A 15,215-nucleotide genomic window follows, 5' to 3' on the forward strand; every position below is an offset into this window, starting at 1 on the left:
GCGGCACCCCTACAGCGCCGGGCTGCGCGACCCACCCCGGCCCAGCGCAATGCCGGGTGCCTGACTCACATGCGGGACACGTTCCGCTCGTACACCAACCGCAGCCCGATCAACGTCAGCCACGGCTCGTGTTCGTCGATGACCGAGGACTCGCCCAGGACCATCGGCGCCAGCCCACCCGTCGCGATCACCGTCACGTCGTCGGGGTCGTCCGCGAGCTCGCGCGCCATGCGGTTCACCACGCCGTCGACCTGGCCGGCGAAGCCGTAGACGATGCCCGCCTGCATGGCCTCGACCGTGTTCTTGCCGATCACGCTGCGCGGCCGGGCGACCTCGATCTTGCGGAGCTGTGCGCCCTTGACGCCGAGTGCCTCGACGGAGATCTCGATACCGGGGGCGATGACACCGCCGACGTACTCCCCGCGCGCGCTGACCGCGTCGAACGTCGTCGCCGTACCGAAGTCGACCACGATGGCCGGGCCTCCGAAGAGCTCGACCGCGGCGACGGCGTTGATGATGCGGTCGGCGCCCACCTCCTTGGGGTTGTCCGTGAGGATCGGCACGCCCGTCTTCACGCCGGGTTCGACCAGCACCGCGGGTACGTCGCCGTAGTAGCGGCGGGTCACCTCGCGCAGCTCGTGCAGGACGGACGGGACCGTCGCGCAGATCGCGATGCCGTCGATGCCGTCGCCCAGTTCGTCCCCGAGGAGGGGGTGCATGCCCATCAGGCCCTGGAGCAGGACCGCCAGCTCGTCGGCCGTGCGGCGCGCGTCCGTGGAGATGCGCCAGTGTTCGACGATGTCGTCCCCGTCGAACAGGCCCAGGACCGTGTGCGTGTTGCCTACGTCGATCGTCAGCAGCATGGCCGGTTCCCGCTCCTCTACTCCGCCGCTCGCAGATCCAGGCCGATGTCCAGGATCGGGGAGGAGTGCGTCAGGGCTCCTACGGCCAGGTAGTCGACGCCGGTGTCGGCGTACGCCCTGGCGTTGTCCAGGGTCAGCCGGCCGGATGCCTCGAGGGCCGCGCGGCCGTGTACGAGGGCCACCGCCTCCTCGCACTCGCCCGGGGTGAAGTTGTCCAGCAGGATCAGGTCGGCGCCCGCGTCGACCACCTCGCGCAGCTGGTGCAGGGTGTCGACCTCGACCTCGATCGGTACGTCCGGGAAGGCCTCCCGTACGGCCTTGAAGGCCGCTGCCACACCGCCCGCGGCGACCACGTGGTTGTCCTTGACCAGGGCCGCGTCCGAGAGCGACATGCGGTGGTTCACGCCGCCGCCGCAGCGGACCGCGAACTTTTCGAGTGAGCGCAGACCGGGGGTCGTCTTGCGGGTGTCCCGGACCTTCGCGTTGGTGCCCTCCAGAACGTCCGCCCACGCGCGCGTGGCCGTCGCGATGCCCGAGAGGCGGCACAGGAGGTTGAGCGCGCTGCGTTCGGCGGTGAGCAGGTCGCGGGTGCGGGTGGTGATCGAGAGGAGCTTCTGGCCCTCCGCCACGCGGTCGCCGTCCTCGACGTGGCGTTCGACCTCGAACTCGTCCTCGCAGACGATCGACATGACTGCCTCGGCGACCCGCAGGCCCGCCACCACGCCCGCCTCGCGCGCGACGAAGTCGGCGGTGGCCACCGCGTCCTCGGGGATCGTCGCGACCGTCGTCACGTCGACGCCGCCCGCGAGGTCCTCCTGGATGGCGACGTTGGCGATGTCCTCGACCTCCACGGGGTCGAGTCCGGCGTCGGCCAGGAGCTGGGCGAGTGCCGGGTCCAGGCCGCACTCCAGGTATGCCTCGTCGTCGGTGTCCGCGCCGCAGGCACAGCCGTCGCCGCAGCCGTCGGACGGGGCGAGGGGAAGGTCGGGGGTGCTCACTGCTGTCACTGCTCCTGGGGACGGTGCGCCGGGTGGTGCGGCCGGGTCGGGGGGAAGTCTGCGGTATCGGTGATGTGTACGGCGAGTGTGCGGTCCGGATTCAGCCGTACGACGATGTGGCGGCGCCATGTCGTGTCGTCGCGCTCGGCGTGGTCCTCGCGCCAGTGGCAGCCGCGGGTCTCCTCGCGCAGCCGGGCGGCGGCGACCAGGACGCGGGCCACGCACAGGAGGTTGGTGGACTCCCAGGTGTCGACGCCGGGCTCGGCCGTCTTGCCGTTCTCCTCGAGGGCGTCGCGCGCCTCGGCGTGCAGGTGCTGGAGCTGTTCGGCGGCCTTGGTGAGGGAGTCGGCGGAGCGCAGGACGCCCGCGCCCTCGGTCATGATCCGCTGGATCGCGAAGCGGTCCTCGGGCGCGAGCAGGGGGTGGGCCGGCTTCTCCGGCTGCGGGACGGGGGCGGGCACGCGCGCGTGGAGGCCGTTGTGCCGGTGGGTCACCGCGATGTCGTGGGCGATGCGCTCGGCATAGACCAGGCCTTCGAGGAGGCTGTTCGAGGCGAGGCGGTTCGCGCCGTGCACACCCGTGCAGGCGACCTCGCCGCACGCGTACAGGCCGGGGACCGTCGTACGGCCATGGGAGTCGGTGCGTACGCCCCCGGAGGCGTAGTGGGCGGCCGGGGCGATCGGGATCGGCTCGTGGACCGGGTCGATGCCGTGGGCGCGGCAGGCGGCGAGGATCGTGGGGAAGCGGTGCTCCCACATGTCGGCGCCGAAATGCCGGGCGTCGAGGAACATGTGCTCGGCGTCCTGCTCCTGCATGCGGCGCATGATGGCCTTGGCGACGATGTCCCGGGGCGCCAGTTCCGCGAGTTCGTGCCGGCCGGCCATGAAGCGCACGCCGTCGGCGTCCACCAGGTGGGCGCCCTCGCCGCGTACCGCCTCGGAGACCAGCGGCTGCTGGCCCTCGGCGTCCGGGCCGAGGAACAGCACGGTGGGGTGGAACTGGACGAACTCGAGGTCGGAGACCTCCGCGCCCGCGCGCAGCGCCAGGGCCACGCCGTCGCCCGTGGAGACCGAGGGGTTGGTGGTGGCCGAGAAGACCTGGCCCATGCCGCCGGTCGCGAGAATCACCGCGGGGGCGTGCACCGCGCCCACACCGTCGTGCTGGCCCTCGCCCATGACGTGCAGGGTGACGCCGGCCGTGCGGCCGTCGGCGTCCGTGAGGAGGTCGAGGACCAGGGCGTTCTCGATCGTGCGCAGGCCACGCGCGCGTACCGCCTCGACGAGGGCACGGGAGATCTCCGCGCCGGTCGCGTCGCCACCGGCGTGTGCGATGCGGCGGCGGTGGTGGCCGCCCTCCCGCGTGAGCTCCAGCTCGCCTTCGATGGACTCGTCGAAGTGCGCGCCGGTCTCGATGAGGCGGCGTACGGCGTCGGGGCCCTCGGTGACGAGGATCCGAACCGCCTCCACGTCGCACAGGCCCGCGCCCGCCACCAGGGTGTCGTCCAGGTGCTGTTCGGGGCTGTCGCCCTCGCCGAGGGCCGCGGCGATGCCGCCCTGGGCCCAGCGGGTGGAGCCGTCGTCGAGGCGGGCCTTGGTGACGACGACCGTCGTCATGCCCGCGGCCTCGCAGCGCAGGGCGGCGGTGAGGCCGGCGACGCCGGAGCCGACGACCACGACGTCCGCGGAGATGGACCAGCCCGGGGCGGGGGCGTGCAGTCGTATGCCTGTGCTGGTCACGAGGCGGCTCCGAAGGTGAGGGGGATGTTGTCGATCAGCCGGGTCCCGCCGACCTTGGCGGCCACCGCGAGGACGGCCTCGCCGGTGAAGTCGTCCCCGATCTCGGTGAAGTCGGACGGGTCGACCAGGGCCAGGTAGTCCAGGACGAGCGGCGGGTCGAGGCGGGCGGCCTCGTCGAGGACCAGGCGGGCCGCGGCGCGCACGGCGGACGGGCCGCCGGGGGCCGCCTTGGCGACGGCGTGCGCGTCGGCCGCCGCGCGGGACTCGCCTATGGCGCTGAGGGCCTCGGCACGCGCGCGCGTGGAGGGCACTTCCCGCGCCCGCGCGCGCAGCGCCTCCTGCGCCGCGTGCCGGTCCCGGCCCGCGAACAGGGCGCGGGACAGCGCGAGCGCCGTGCGCCGTTCCTGGGGCGAGAGGTACCGGTTGCGGCTGGACAGGGCCAGGCCGTCGTCCTCCCGCACGGTCGGTACGCCGACGATCTCGACACCGAAGTTCAGGTCCCGCACCATGCGGCGGATCAGGGCGAGCTGCTGGGCGTCCTTCTGCCCGAAGAAGGCGACGTCGGGGCGGGTGAGGTGGAGCAGTTTGGCGACGACGGTGAGCATGCCGTCGAAGTGGCCCGGCCGGGAGGCACCCTCCAGGCGCTCCCCCATGGGGCCCGCACTGATCCGGACCTGGGGCTCGCCGCCCGGGTAAACCTCCTCCACCGCGGGGGCGAACACGACGTCCGCACCCGCCTGCTCGGCGACCTTGAGGTCGGCCTCCAGGGTGCGCGGATAGCGGTCGAGGTCCTCGCCCTTGCCGAACTGCAGGGGGTTGACGAAGACGGTGACGACGACGAAGCCGTCCCGCCCGACGTGTTCGCGTGCCGTGCGGACGAGGGCGGCGTGGCCGTCGTGCAGGGCACCCATCGTCATCACCACGGCGGTGCGGCCGGGCACGGCGAAGTGTTCGCGTACGTACGTCAGGTCGTCCACCGTGGGGACGAGCTCGAAGCTCCGGCGGCTCATCGGTCTCCCCCGTTCTCGGGCAGGTTCGTGTCCGCGGCGAGTACCCCGAGCAGGTCCTCGGCGAGTTCCGGCTTCAGCAGCCCGTGGGCGAGCGCCCGGTCGGCGGTCGCGCGCGCCATCGCCAGATAGCCGGCGACGGCCTGCGGGGCGTGCCGGCGCAGCTGCGTGACATGCGCCGCGACCGTGCCGGCGTCCCCGCGCGCGACGGGGCCGGTGAGGGCGGCGTCGCCGGAGCGCAGGGCGTTGTCGAGGGCGGCGCCGAGCAGCGGGCCGAGCATCCGGTCGGGGGCGTCGACGCCGGCCGTGCGCAGCAGCTCCATGGACTGGGCGACCAGCGTCACCAGGTGGTTGGCACCCAGCGCGAGCGCCGCGTGGTACAGCGGCCGGTTCTCCTCGGCGATCCACTCGGGCTCGCCGCCCATCTCGATGACGAGCGCCTCGGCCGCGAGCCGCAGTTCGTCGGGGGCGGTGACGCCGAAGGAGCACCCTGCGAGGCGCTGGACATCCACCGGGGTCCCGGTGAACGTCATGGCGGGGTGCAGGGCCAGCGGCAGTGCTCCGGCCCGCAGGGCGGGCTCCAGGACGTTCGCGCCGTACCGCCCGGAGGTGTGCACGAGCAGCTGTCCCGGCCGTACGGCGCCGGTGGTGGCGAGGCCCTCCACGAGGCCGGGCAGGGCGTCGTCCGGGACGGTCAGCAGCACCAGCTCGGCGCGCTGGAGCACCTCGGCGGGCGCGACGACGGGCACGTCGGGCAGCAGCAGCGCGGCCCGCCTTCTGGAGGCGTCGGAGACCCCGGAGACGGCCACCGGGCGGTGCCCGGCGAGCTGGAGCGACGCAGCGAGCGCGGGGCCCACGCGACCGGCGCCGACGACGCCGACGGTGAGCCGCGCGGGGCGGTCCTTGGGGTCTGGCTGTTGGCTTGTACTCACGCGACGGCGGCCTTCCCGTTCCAGTCCGCTCGGGGTACCGGACGATTTCTCGTCATGTTAACGCGATTGGTTCGAGGGGCGTTCGGTTGTCCACAGGCTGTGGGGCGAGGCTCGGTGCGGCCGGGTACGAAATCGGTGCGACCGAGTCCGAAAAGCGGGTGCCCGGGCGAATCGTCGCGCGGCATGATCCGTGGCATGACGGATACGGCGGAGCAGGGCGCGCAGGAACCGGTGTCGGTCGAGGAACAGCGCAAGCGGCGCTACGAGCGGCGCAAAGTCGCGTACCGGGGCGCGCAGCGCGTCCTCGCGCGCACCAGCGTGCTCGGCACGCTCCGGGAGCGCCTGGCCCTCCTGGAGGGAGCCGAGGACCTGTACGACCTCGACGAGACCGCGGACATGTACGGCAACGGCATCGTGGAAGCCCTCGAGGGGAAGGTCGCCGGACTGCTCGGCACGGAGGGGGCCGCGTTCTTTCCGACGGGCACGATGGCCCAGCAGGTGGCCCTGCGCTGCTGGGCCGGCCGCACCGGCAACCCGAGCGTCGCCCTGCACCCGCTCGCCCATCCCGAAGTGCATGAGCGCCATGCGTTGACGCAGGTCAGTGGCCTGCGTCCGGTCCGCCTGAGCAGTGCGCCCCGGCTGCCCACCGCGGCCGAGATCCGCGACCTCGACGAGCCCTTCGGGACGCTGATGCTGGAACTCCCGCTCCGGGACGCCGGTTTCGTGCTGCCCTCCTGGGAGGAGCTCACCGAGCTGGTGGAGGCCGCGCGCGAGCGCGATGCGGTGGTGCACTTCGACGGCGCACGCCTGTGGGAGACGACCGTCCACTTCGGCCGCTCACTGGACGAGATCGCGGCCCTGGCGGACAGCACGTACGTGTCGTTCTACAAGTCACTCGACGGCTTCGGCGGCGCCGCCCTCGCCGGCCCCAAGTCCCTGGTGGAGGAGGCGAAGGCCTGGCGGCACCGGTACGGCGGGCAGGTCTTCCAGCAGTTCCCGACCGTGCTGTCGGCGCTCGCCGGGCTGGAGCGTGAGCTGCCCCGGCTGCCCGACTATGTGCGGCACGCGCGCGTGGTGGCCGCCGCGCTGCTCGAGGGCTTCGCGGCGGCCGGGGTGCCCTGGGTGCGCGTCCACCCCGAGGAGCCGCACACCAACGAGTTCCAGGTCTGGCTCCCGTACGACGTCGATGTAGTCGCCGAGGCAGCGGTCCGGCACGCCGAGGAGACGAAGACCCTGCTCTTCGCCCGCCCCTGGGACGCCCCGGGCCCGGGCCTCGCCGTGACGGAGATCGAGGTCCGGGCCGCGGGCCTGGAGTGGACGGCGGGCGATGTGAAAGCGGCGGTCGCGGAGTTCGTCTCCCGGCTGCCGCAGGAGGTCAGCTCGTAGCCCGTCGGCGCAGATGGAGCCACCGGCCCAGCGCCTGCCGTAGCCGTCCGTGGGCCGGACGCTCGGCGATCACCGCGCGGAACTGCCGGTGGTCGCGCCACTCCCGCACGACCTGCCAGTCGTGGGCGCCGGGCGCGGGCGGGCCCGGTCGGCCGAGCTGCTGGGCGCGGTAGGTGTCGAGGAGGTACTGCTGCGTGATGCTCATGGCGGTTCGCCTTCTCGGGACGAGGAGAAACGGTGGATCGGGCTCCGCGGCTGCCCCGGTTGTCCCAGGCTGCGCCGCCCGCGCCGCCGGTGTCGCGCCGATTGACGGCCGCCGTCAATCGAGGGCGGCGTTGTCAGTGGCGGCGTGCACCATGGCGACATGAGCGTGAGCATCGACATCGCGGGGCTGCGGCCGGAGAGGGTCGCCGTGGTGCCCTCGCCCCTCGCCGAGCTCGGTTCGGCGCTGCACGCGCTGTCCGAGCCGGGGCACCATCCCGGCCTGCAGGGCTGGGTGACCGGCGTGACCGCCCGGCTCGACTCGCATCTGGCCGACCGGATGTGCGAGGCCGACTTCCTGTGGCGGGCGACGTTCTCGGACCTGTTCCTGCCCTTCGCCGGTGTCCCGGGCGGGAGCACACTCCCGGGCGCCACGCTCGCCGAGGACTTGGATCTGCTGGACAAGCTGACGGACGAGCAGTTCGTGGACGCAGCCCTGGAGTTCACCTGCGCCCTCCCGGACGCCACGCCGGTGTCCGACGTACTGGCCGACTCGGAGCTGCGCCGACGCGCTCTTGAGCTGGCCGCCGCGCGCGGGCCGCAGCAGTTGCGGTTCAGCCAGCGGCTGCTCGAGGATCCGCCACGCATCCGGGCCTGGCTGCGGCAGTTCCTGGAGGACTGCGACGAGATGTTCTTCGCGGACGCCTGGCCCCGCCTGCGTCACCAGCTCGCGGCGGACGCCCGCCACAAGACCGACCTTCTGCGGCACAAGGGCCTGACCGAGGCACTGACCGCGGTGTCCCCGGCGGTGGGCGTCGACGAGGCCGCCGGAAGAATCACCATCGACAAACTGCGCCAGGGCCACACCGTCATCAGGGACAGGAGCCTGCTGCTCGTGCCGACGAGCCTGGGCTGGCCGCATCTGCAGGTGCTGCACCGGCACGGCTGGCAGCCGGTACTGCACTACCCGGTCGGCTCCCCCGGGCTCACCGTGCCGCCTTCGGTCGACCAGCTGACCATGAGGATGACCGCCCTGTCCCACCCGGTGCGGATGCAGCTCTGCCGCAACCTCGCCCGCAGCACGTACACCACGAGCGAACTCGTACAGATCCACGGCATGACCGCGCCCGAGATATCCCGGCACCTGGGCGTCCTCAAGAAGGCGGGCCTGATCACCACCCGCCGCCGCGGTCGGTACGTCCTGCACCAGCTGGACGTCACCGCAGTGGCGCGGCTCGGCAGCGACTTCCTCGAAGCGCTCCTGAGGTGACCGTCAGTCGAACCGGATGTGCCTGATCCCGACCCGCGCCTGCCTCAGCCGCGTCCGCAGCGCGCCCTCGTTGTTGGGCCTGAGAGTCAGCCCGGCCAGCACGGCGATCCGGTCCGCCGTCTTCGGCACGGTCGAGTGGTCCGTCCAGAGGTGCTCGGCGAACTCCGGCTCGCGCAGCCGCTCCAGACAGTGGTCGAGCTGCTGCACGGCCCAGCTCTCCCTGCGCAGGCCGGCGTTCTTTCCGGCGACGAACTGAAGGAGGTGTCCCAGCCCGCGTTCGCGCAGCCGTTTCAGGACGGTCTCACGTTCGGCGAGGAGCGTGAAGTGCCGTACGTCATGGCCCAGTTCGCGGAGCCGTCCGACGGTCTCCTGGAAGCAGCCGAAGTCGGTGACCGTCATCGGCGCGATCACCACGCCGTCGTGCTTGGTGAGGGCGAGGTCGAGGACCTCGACGACGCCCTGCCGCCAGGACGCCAGGTCCTGGAAGTTTCCCCGCAGTGCGGGCGGCAGCATGCGGCGCAGGCCGAAGCCGGGGTGCTCGGGGTCGCAGATGACACTGCTGGGCAGGCGGCGCTGTATCTCGTGTGCGGTCTGTGTCTTGCCGCCCCCGAAGGGGCCGTTGATCCACAGGAGCATGCGCAGACCCTACCGACGGCCGCGGCTCCGGTCAGCCGTGTCCGCCGGCCCGTACGAGCCCCGTCTCGTACGCCAGGACCACCACCTGCACCCGGTCCCGCAGCCCGAGCTTGGTCAGGATGCGGCCCACATGCGTCTTGACCGTCGCCTCCGACAGCACCAGCCGGCCCGCGATCTCCCCGTTGGACAGCCCCTGGGCGACCAGCACCATGACCTCGCGCTCACGCTCGGTGAGCCGCTCCAGCTCCTTGTGCCGGGGCTCCTTGCCGGTGCTGGGCAGCATCGGCGCGAACCGGTCGAGCAGCCGCCGGGTCGTCGACGGGGCCACGACGGCGTCACCGCTGTGCACGGAGCGGATCGCAGCGAGGAGTTCGCCGGGCGGCACGTCCTTGAGCATGAACCCGGAAGCGCCCGCCTTCAGCGCGGAGAAGGCGTACTCGTCGAGATCGAAGGTGGTCAGGATCAGCACCTTCGGCGGGTCGGTGTCCGCGCAGATGCGCCGGGTGGCCTCCACACCGTCCAGCTTCGGCATGCGTACGTCCATCAGCACCACGTCGACCTCGGTCGAGCGCAGCACCTGCAGGGCCTCGACACCGTCGCCCGCCTCCGCCACGACCTCCATGTCCGGCTGTGCGGCGAGCACCATCCGGAACCCGGTGCGCAGCAGCACCTGGTCGTCGACGAGCATCACGCGGATCGTCATCGGGGCCTCTTCCATGTCCGTTCAGAAGGTCGTTGCAGAGGGTTGTTACAGGTGTCAACAGGAGGCGTGCGTCGGCGGTCAATGCGCTGGTTTGAGCGGCAGCAGGGCACTGATGCGGAATCCTCCACCTGGACGCGGGCCCGCGTCCAGGGTGCCGCCGACCATGCCGACCCGCTCGCGCATGCCGATCAGGCCGTGGCCCCGGCCGTCGGCGCCGCCCTCCTCGTACAGCTCGTGCGGGGCGCCCTTGCCGTCGTCCTCGACGAGCAGTCCGAGGCCGTCGTCGAAGTAGACCAGCCGCACGCTCGCGCCCGCGTTCGGCCCGCCGTGCTTGCGGGTGTTGGTGAGCGCCTCCTGCACGATGCGGTACGCGGTGAGCTCGACGCCGCTGGGCAGCGGGCGCGGAGTGCCCTCGATCCTGAAGTCGACCGGCAGGCCCGCGCCGCGGCACTGCTCGACCAGGTCCTCGATCTGCTCGACGTCGGGCTGCGGGACGTACTCGCCGCTCTCCTGGTGCTCGCCGGTACGCAGCACGCCGAGCAGGCGGCGCATCTCGGCGAGGGCCTGGCGGCCGGTGGAGGAGATGGTCTCCAGGGCCTTCTTCGCCTGGTCCGGCGCGGCGTCGAGGACGTAGGCGGCGCCGTCGGCCTGCACCACCATCACCGACACGTTGTGCGCGACGACGTCGTGCAGTTCGCGCGCGATACGGGCGCGCTCCGCGGCGACCGCGACCTTGGCCTGCGCCTCGCGCTCCTTCTCGAGGCGGGCGGCGCGCTCCTCCAGCTGCGCGAAGTAGGCGCGGCGGGTGCGGATGGAGTCCCCGAGCACCCAGGCGAGGGCGAAGGGCACCGTCTGGAAGACCGCGACCGCGATGTTCCCCGCGGCGCTCGACTCGTACTCCGGCCAGCGGATCTGCGCCAGCGGCGCCGCGCACAGCCCCCCGGCCAGCGCGAACCGGGAGGCCCAGCGGGCCCCGACCGCGGCGACGGTGTACACGATCAGCAGCAGGGCGAAGTCGGCGGGCGTGGTCGCCACGTCCAGCACCAGCTGCGCCACGCCCACCACGGCCGCCAGCACCAGCATCTTCTCCGGCATGCGGCGGCGCAGCGCGACCACCAGGCACAGCAGCAGCGTGACCGGGACGACGAGCCACGGCAGGTCGGTCCCGGTGTTCTCCTGCTGGACCGTACCCCCCACCACCGAGATCCCGAACAGGACGAGAGCCCAGAAGCCGTCGACCCATGTCGGGTGCCTGCGGAGGAAGTCGTAGAGGCGCTGCACGTAACCCAGAGTAGGGAAGCATGATGCGTGCGGGAGTCAACCGGAGGGCCGATCCGCAGCGGATACGTGTACTCCGCAAGGTGGAGGCCCCGTTCCCCTATGGCCCTAGCCTGGCGATGTGACCAAGGAAACGGCCGACGGCGGGTGGCGAGGGTGGCGGGTGGCTGCGGAGGCGGCGCTGTACGGGCCGGGCGGCTTCTACCGCAGGCCCGAGGGGCCCGCCGGGCACTTCCGTACGTCCGTGCACGCGTCGCCGCTGTTCGCCGAGGCCGTGGCGGGGCTGCTGTGCCGGGTCGACGAGGCGCTGGGCCGCCCGCCCGGTCTCGACTTCGTCGACATGGCCGCCGGGCGGGGTGAGCTGGTCTCCGGCGTGCTCACCGCGCTGCCCGGCGACGTGGCCGCCCGCACGCGCGCGTACGCCGTCGAGATCGCCGGCCGCCCGGCGGGACTCGATCACCGCGTCGAGTGGCTGGCCGAACCCCCGAAGAGCGTGACCGGGCTGCTGTTCGCCAACGAGTGGCTGGACAACGTGCCCGTGGAGGTCGCCGAGGTGGACTCCGCGGGCGTACCGAGGCTGGTGCTCGTACGGGAGGACGGGACCGAGCGGCTCGGGGAGCCGGTGTCCGGTGCGCAGGCCGAGTGGCTCGCCCGGTGGTGGCCGCTGCCCGCCGAGGAGGGGCTGCGGGCCGAGATCGGTCTGCCCAGGGACACGGCGTGGGCGTCGGTCGTCTCCCGCGTCGAGCGCGGGCTCGCCGTCGCCGTCGACTACGCGCACACGGCCGGCGCACGGCCGCTCTTCGGGACGCTCACCGGCTTCCGCGAGGGGCGCGAGACGGCGCCTGTGCCGGACGGGTCGTGCGACATCACCGCGCACGTCGCGCTGGACGCGTGCACGCTCCCCGGTGGGCGCGTGCTGGCACAGCGTGATGCGTTGCGCACCCTGGGCATCGCAGGCGCACGCCCCCCGCTCGCGCTCGCCACCACCAACCCCTCGGCGTACGTGCGCGCCCTCGCGAGCGCCGGGGAGGCCGCCGAGCTCACCGCAGCGGGTGGACTGGGCGACTTCGGGTGGCTTGTGCAGCCGGTTGGAATTCCGGACGTACTCGCCTGAGGCCCGTACCGGCTACTTGTCGATGTCCCCCACCACGAAGAACATCGATCCCAGAATCGCCACCATGTCCGCCACCAGCGTGCCCGGCAGCAGCACGGTGAGCGCCTGGATGTTGTTGTACGAGGCCGAGCGCAGCTTGAGCCGGTACGGCGTCTTGTCGCCCTTGCTCACGAGGTAGTAGCCGTTGATGCCGAGGGGATTCTCGGTCCAGGCGTACGTGTGCCCCTCGGGTGCCTTCAGGACCTTGGGGAGCCGCTGGTTGATCGGCCCCGGCGCCAGCTCCGCGATCCGGTCGAGGCAGGCGTCGGCGAGGTCGAGGGCGTTGTGGGTCTGCTCCAGGAGACACTCGAAGCGGGCGAGGCAGTCGCCCTCCTGCCGGGTGACCACCTTGAGGGTGTCCTGCAGCTCCCCGTAGGCGAGATACGGCTCGTCGCGGCGCAGGTCGAAGTCGACGCCCGACGCGCGCGCGATCGGCCCGCTGACCCCATAGGCGTGCACGGCCTCCGGCGCGAGCGTGCCCACGCCCCGCGTGCGCCCCCGGAAGATCTCGTTGCCGAGGACCAGGTCGTCGAACCGGTCCATGCGTGAGCGCACACCGGCGACCGCGGCACGCGCGCGTGCGGTCCAGCCGGCCGGCAGGTCCTCCTTGAGGCCGCCGACACGGTTGAACATGTAGTGCATCCGCCCGCCGGAGACCTCCTCCATGACGTTCTGCAGGACCTCGCGCTCCCGGAACGCGTAGAAGACCGGCGTGATGCCGCCGAGCTCCAGCGGGTACGAACCGAGGAACATCAGGTGGTTCAGCACCCGGTTCAGCTCCGCGAGCAGGGTGCGCGTCCACACGGCGCGCTCGGGGACCTCCATGCCGAGCATGCGCTCCACACCGAGGACCACGCCCAGTTCGTTGGAGAAGGCCGACAGCCAGTCGTGGCGGTTGGCGAGCATGATGATCTGGCGGTAGTCGCGCGCCTCGAAGAGCTTCTCCGCGCCACGGTGCATGTAGCCGATCACCGGCTCCGCGCGCGTGATGCGCTCGCCGTCCAGGAGGAGCCGCAGCCGCAGCACGCCGTGCGTGGACGGGTGCTGGGGGCCGATGTTCAGCACCATGTCGGTGCTCTCCGCGGCGCCGCCGATTCCGACCATGGTCTCCGTCGTAGGAGTCATGGACCCAGTCTCTCCTACGTACGCTGGCCGTATGGAGACGGGGAGCCCAGCGGGCGGCACGACAGCGGAGGCGGAGCCGGTATGGACCGGGCTGCCGCCCCGCCTGCTACGGATGCGACGGATGCTGCTGGTGGTGTGGCTGGGACTGCTCGCCCTCGCCGCCGGGCTGCTGCCGGGGCTGCTGGCCGGTCCCGCCTGGGCCGCCTTCGCACTGCTGCCGCTGGCGCTGATGGCGTGGGGCTGGGACCTCGTCGGCCGCAACTGGCGCTCCTGGCGGTACGCCGAGCGCGCCGACGACCTGCTGATCAGCCGGGGCGTGCTGTGGCACACGGTGACCGTCGTGCCGTACGGGCGCATGCAACTGGTCGAGGTCACGTCCGGGCCCGTCGAGCGGCACTTCGGGCTGGCCAGCGTGCAGCTGCACACGGCGGCCGCCGCGACGGACGCGACCATCCCGGGCCTGGACCCGGCCGAGGCGGAGCGGCTGCGGGACCGGCTGACCGAGCTCGGCGAGGCCAGATCGGCGGGGCTGTGACGACTCCGGGCACCGACGACGACGTACGCCGCGACAAGGTCGTGACCGAGCGGCGGCTGCACCCCGTCACGCCCCTGCGGCGGGCGTGGGCGCCGGTCGCCGTGCTCCTCGGGTGGGCCCTGCACGACCCGGACGGCACACAGCGCCAGTTGGCGCGACTGACCACGACGACGCTGCTGATCGCCCTCGCCGTGCTCATACCGGCCGCCGCGCTGTACGGCTTCCTCACCTGGTGGTTCACGCACTTCGCGGTGACGGAGAGCGAACTGCGCATCCGTACGGGCCTGTTGTTCCGGCGCACCGCGCACATCCGCCTGGAACGGATCCAGGCCGTCGACGTCACCCGGCCGCTCCTCGCGCGCGTGGCGGGTGTCGCGAAACTCAAACTCGACGTCATAGGGACCGACAAGAAGGACGAACTCGCCTTCCTCGGTGAGGGCGAGGCCCGCGCGCTGCGGGCCGAACTGCTCGCGCGCGCGGCCGGTTTCGCGCCCGAAACCGCGCACGAGGTCGGCGAGGCGCCGGCCCGGCAGCTGCTGAACGTGCCCCCGGGTGTCCTCGCCGTCTCCCTGGTGCTGACCGGCGCGACCTGGGGCACCCTGATCGCCGCGCTCGTCGTGCCGTCCGTCCTGTGGTTCTTCACCCACAACCTGTGGACGGTTCTCGCGACCGCGCTGCCGCTGATCGGTGCGGCGGGCGCAAGCAGCGTGGGCCGCTTCGTCACCGAGTACGACTGGACGGTGGCCGAGTCCCCGGACGGGCTGCGGATCGACCGCGGCCTCCTCGACCGCGCCCATGAGACGGTGCCGCCGGGTCGGGTGCAGACCGTGCGGATCGTGGAGCCGCTGCTGTGGCGGCGGCGCAGCTGGGTACGGGTGGAGCTGGACGTGGCCGGCTCGTCGAACTCCGTGCTGCTGCCGGTCGCCCCGCGCGAGGTGGCCGAGTCGGTCATCGCGCGCGTACTGCCCGGGGTGACGGTTCCGCCCGTGTCGTCGCTGTCGCGGCCGCCGCGGCGCGCCGGGCGGTGCGTGCCGCTGTGGTGGCGGGGCTACGGCTTCGCCGTCACCGAGGCGGTGTTCGCGGCCCGGCACGGACTCCTGCGTCGCAGCCTGGCGCTCGTACCGCACGCGAAGGTCCAGAGCGTACGGCTCACTCAAGGGCCCTGGATGCGGCTGTGGCGCGTTGCGGACGTGCACGTGGACACCGGAGCCAACAAGACCGTCACGGCGCGGCTGCGGGACGCTGGGGAAGCCGCGGAGCTGCTGCGGGCACAGGCGGAACGGTCACGGACGGGGCGCAAGGGGGCACGGCCGGACCGGTGGATGGCGTGAAGAACGCCGTGCCCGGCTTGGCGGCGCCGGGCACGGCGTTCAGGCAATCCCCTGCTCGGGG

General features: G+C 72.5%; 15 protein-coding genes. 5 read left to right on the forward strand and 10 right to left on the reverse strand.

The genetic code is table 11. From position 1 onward, the window contains the following. Positions 1-65 precede the first annotated feature (65 nt). Genes ACFVJQ_RS29190 through ACFVJQ_RS29210 form a run of 5 tightly spaced genes read right to left on the reverse strand, consistent with a single transcriptional unit; the run spans position 66 to position 5,536 of the window. Positions 66-863, reverse strand: a complete 798-nt coding sequence (locus ACFVJQ_RS29190) for a type III pantothenate kinase (protein ID WP_224737254.1) — start codon at positions 861-863, stop codon at positions 66-68. Between the two features lie 17 nt (positions 864-880). Then, on the reverse strand, positions 881-1,861 hold the full coding sequence (gene nadC / locus ACFVJQ_RS29195) for a carboxylating nicotinate-nucleotide diphosphorylase (RefSeq protein ID WP_385513210.1): 981 nt from the start codon (positions 1,859-1,861) through the stop codon (positions 881-883). A gap of 5 nt (positions 1,862-1,866) precedes the next feature. Next, a complete protein-coding gene (locus ACFVJQ_RS29200; RefSeq protein WP_385513211.1) occupies positions 1,867-3,597 on the reverse strand; it encodes an L-aspartate oxidase in 1,731 nt (576 codons plus the stop codon). Continuing rightward, the gene (gene panC, locus ACFVJQ_RS29205) at positions 3,594-4,607 is read right to left on the reverse strand and encodes a pantoate--beta-alanine ligase (protein WP_385513212.1); all 1,014 of its coding nucleotides are present in this window, start codon (positions 4,605-4,607) and stop codon (positions 3,594-3,596) included. The genes ACFVJQ_RS29200 and panC overlap by 4 nt, the downstream gene beginning before the upstream one ends. Further along, complete coding sequence (locus tag ACFVJQ_RS29210) at positions 4,604-5,536, reverse strand: Rossmann-like and DUF2520 domain-containing protein (RefSeq protein WP_129799489.1); 933 nt, start codon at positions 5,534-5,536, stop codon at positions 4,604-4,606. The genes panC and ACFVJQ_RS29210 overlap by 4 nt, the downstream gene beginning before the upstream one ends. Before the next feature lie 195 nt (positions 5,537-5,731). On the opposite strand from ACFVJQ_RS29210, the gene ACFVJQ_RS29215 reads away from it, so the two are divergent. After that, positions 5,732-6,922, forward strand: a complete 1,191-nt coding sequence (locus tag ACFVJQ_RS29215) for a threonine aldolase family protein (RefSeq protein WP_385513213.1) — start codon at positions 5,732-5,734, stop codon at positions 6,920-6,922. Here ACFVJQ_RS29215 and ACFVJQ_RS29220 read toward each other — a convergent pair. Next, a complete protein-coding gene (locus tag ACFVJQ_RS29220) occupies positions 6,912-7,127 on the reverse strand; it encodes a hypothetical protein (protein WP_385513214.1) in 216 nt (71 codons plus the stop codon). The two genes, ACFVJQ_RS29215 and ACFVJQ_RS29220, sit on opposite strands and share 11 nt — an antisense overlap. A gap of 159 nt (positions 7,128-7,286) precedes the next feature. On the opposite strand from ACFVJQ_RS29220, the gene ACFVJQ_RS29225 reads away from it, so the two are divergent. After that, a complete protein-coding gene (locus tag ACFVJQ_RS29225) occupies positions 7,287-8,393 on the forward strand; it encodes a DUF5937 family protein (protein WP_385513215.1) in 1,107 nt (368 codons plus the stop codon). A gap of 3 nt (positions 8,394-8,396) precedes the next feature. On the opposite strand, the gene ACFVJQ_RS29230 is transcribed toward ACFVJQ_RS29225, so the two are convergent. From ACFVJQ_RS29230 to ACFVJQ_RS29240, 3 genes are all read right to left on the reverse strand, one after another. Continuing rightward, positions 8,397-9,029 (reverse strand): AAA family ATPase, encoded by a 633-nt coding sequence (locus ACFVJQ_RS29230; protein WP_385513216.1) that lies wholly within the window; start codon positions 9,027-9,029, stop codon positions 8,397-8,399. Between the two features lie 31 nt (positions 9,030-9,060). Continuing rightward, a complete protein-coding gene (locus ACFVJQ_RS29235) occupies positions 9,061-9,732 on the reverse strand; it encodes a response regulator (protein ID WP_385513217.1) in 672 nt (223 codons plus the stop codon). Between the two features lie 78 nt (positions 9,733-9,810). After that, a complete protein-coding gene (locus tag ACFVJQ_RS29240) occupies positions 9,811-11,013 on the reverse strand; it encodes a sensor histidine kinase (protein ID WP_224737246.1) in 1,203 nt (400 codons plus the stop codon). A 118-nt stretch (positions 11,014-11,131) separates the two neighbouring features. On the opposite strand from ACFVJQ_RS29240, the gene ACFVJQ_RS29245 reads away from it, so the two are divergent. Continuing rightward, positions 11,132-12,124, forward strand: a complete 993-nt coding sequence (locus tag ACFVJQ_RS29245) for an SAM-dependent methyltransferase (protein ID WP_385513218.1) — start codon at positions 11,132-11,134, stop codon at positions 12,122-12,124. Positions 12,125-12,136: 12 nt separating this feature from the next. Here ACFVJQ_RS29245 and ACFVJQ_RS29250 read toward each other — a convergent pair whose 3' ends face one another. Then, positions 12,137-13,288, reverse strand: coding sequence for an NADH-quinone oxidoreductase subunit D (locus ACFVJQ_RS29250; RefSeq protein ID WP_385513219.1), 1,152 nt, complete (start codon positions 13,286-13,288; stop codon positions 12,137-12,139). Positions 13,289-13,319: 31 nt separating this feature from the next. Here ACFVJQ_RS29250 and ACFVJQ_RS29255 point away from each other — a divergent pair, with 31 nt between their 5' ends. Together ACFVJQ_RS29255 and ACFVJQ_RS29260 are read left to right on the forward strand one after the other, a co-directional pair. Beyond that, positions 13,320-13,823, forward strand: coding sequence for a PH domain-containing protein (locus ACFVJQ_RS29255; RefSeq protein ID WP_224737243.1), 504 nt, complete (start codon positions 13,320-13,322; stop codon positions 13,821-13,823). Continuing rightward, positions 13,820-15,154 carry a PH domain-containing protein gene (locus ACFVJQ_RS29260; RefSeq protein ID WP_385513221.1) on the forward strand — a complete coding sequence of 445 codons (1,335 nt, stop codon included), beginning with the start codon at positions 13,820-13,822 and terminating at the stop codon, positions 15,152-15,154. The genes ACFVJQ_RS29255 and ACFVJQ_RS29260 overlap by 4 nt, the downstream gene beginning before the upstream one ends. Positions 15,155-15,215 lie beyond the last annotated feature (61 nt).

It is taken from the genome of Streptomyces sp. NPDC127197 (assembly GCF_042672405.1).
Taxonomy (GTDB): Bacteria; Actinomycetota; Actinomycetes; order Streptomycetales; family Streptomycetaceae; genus Streptomyces; species Streptomyces flavusporus.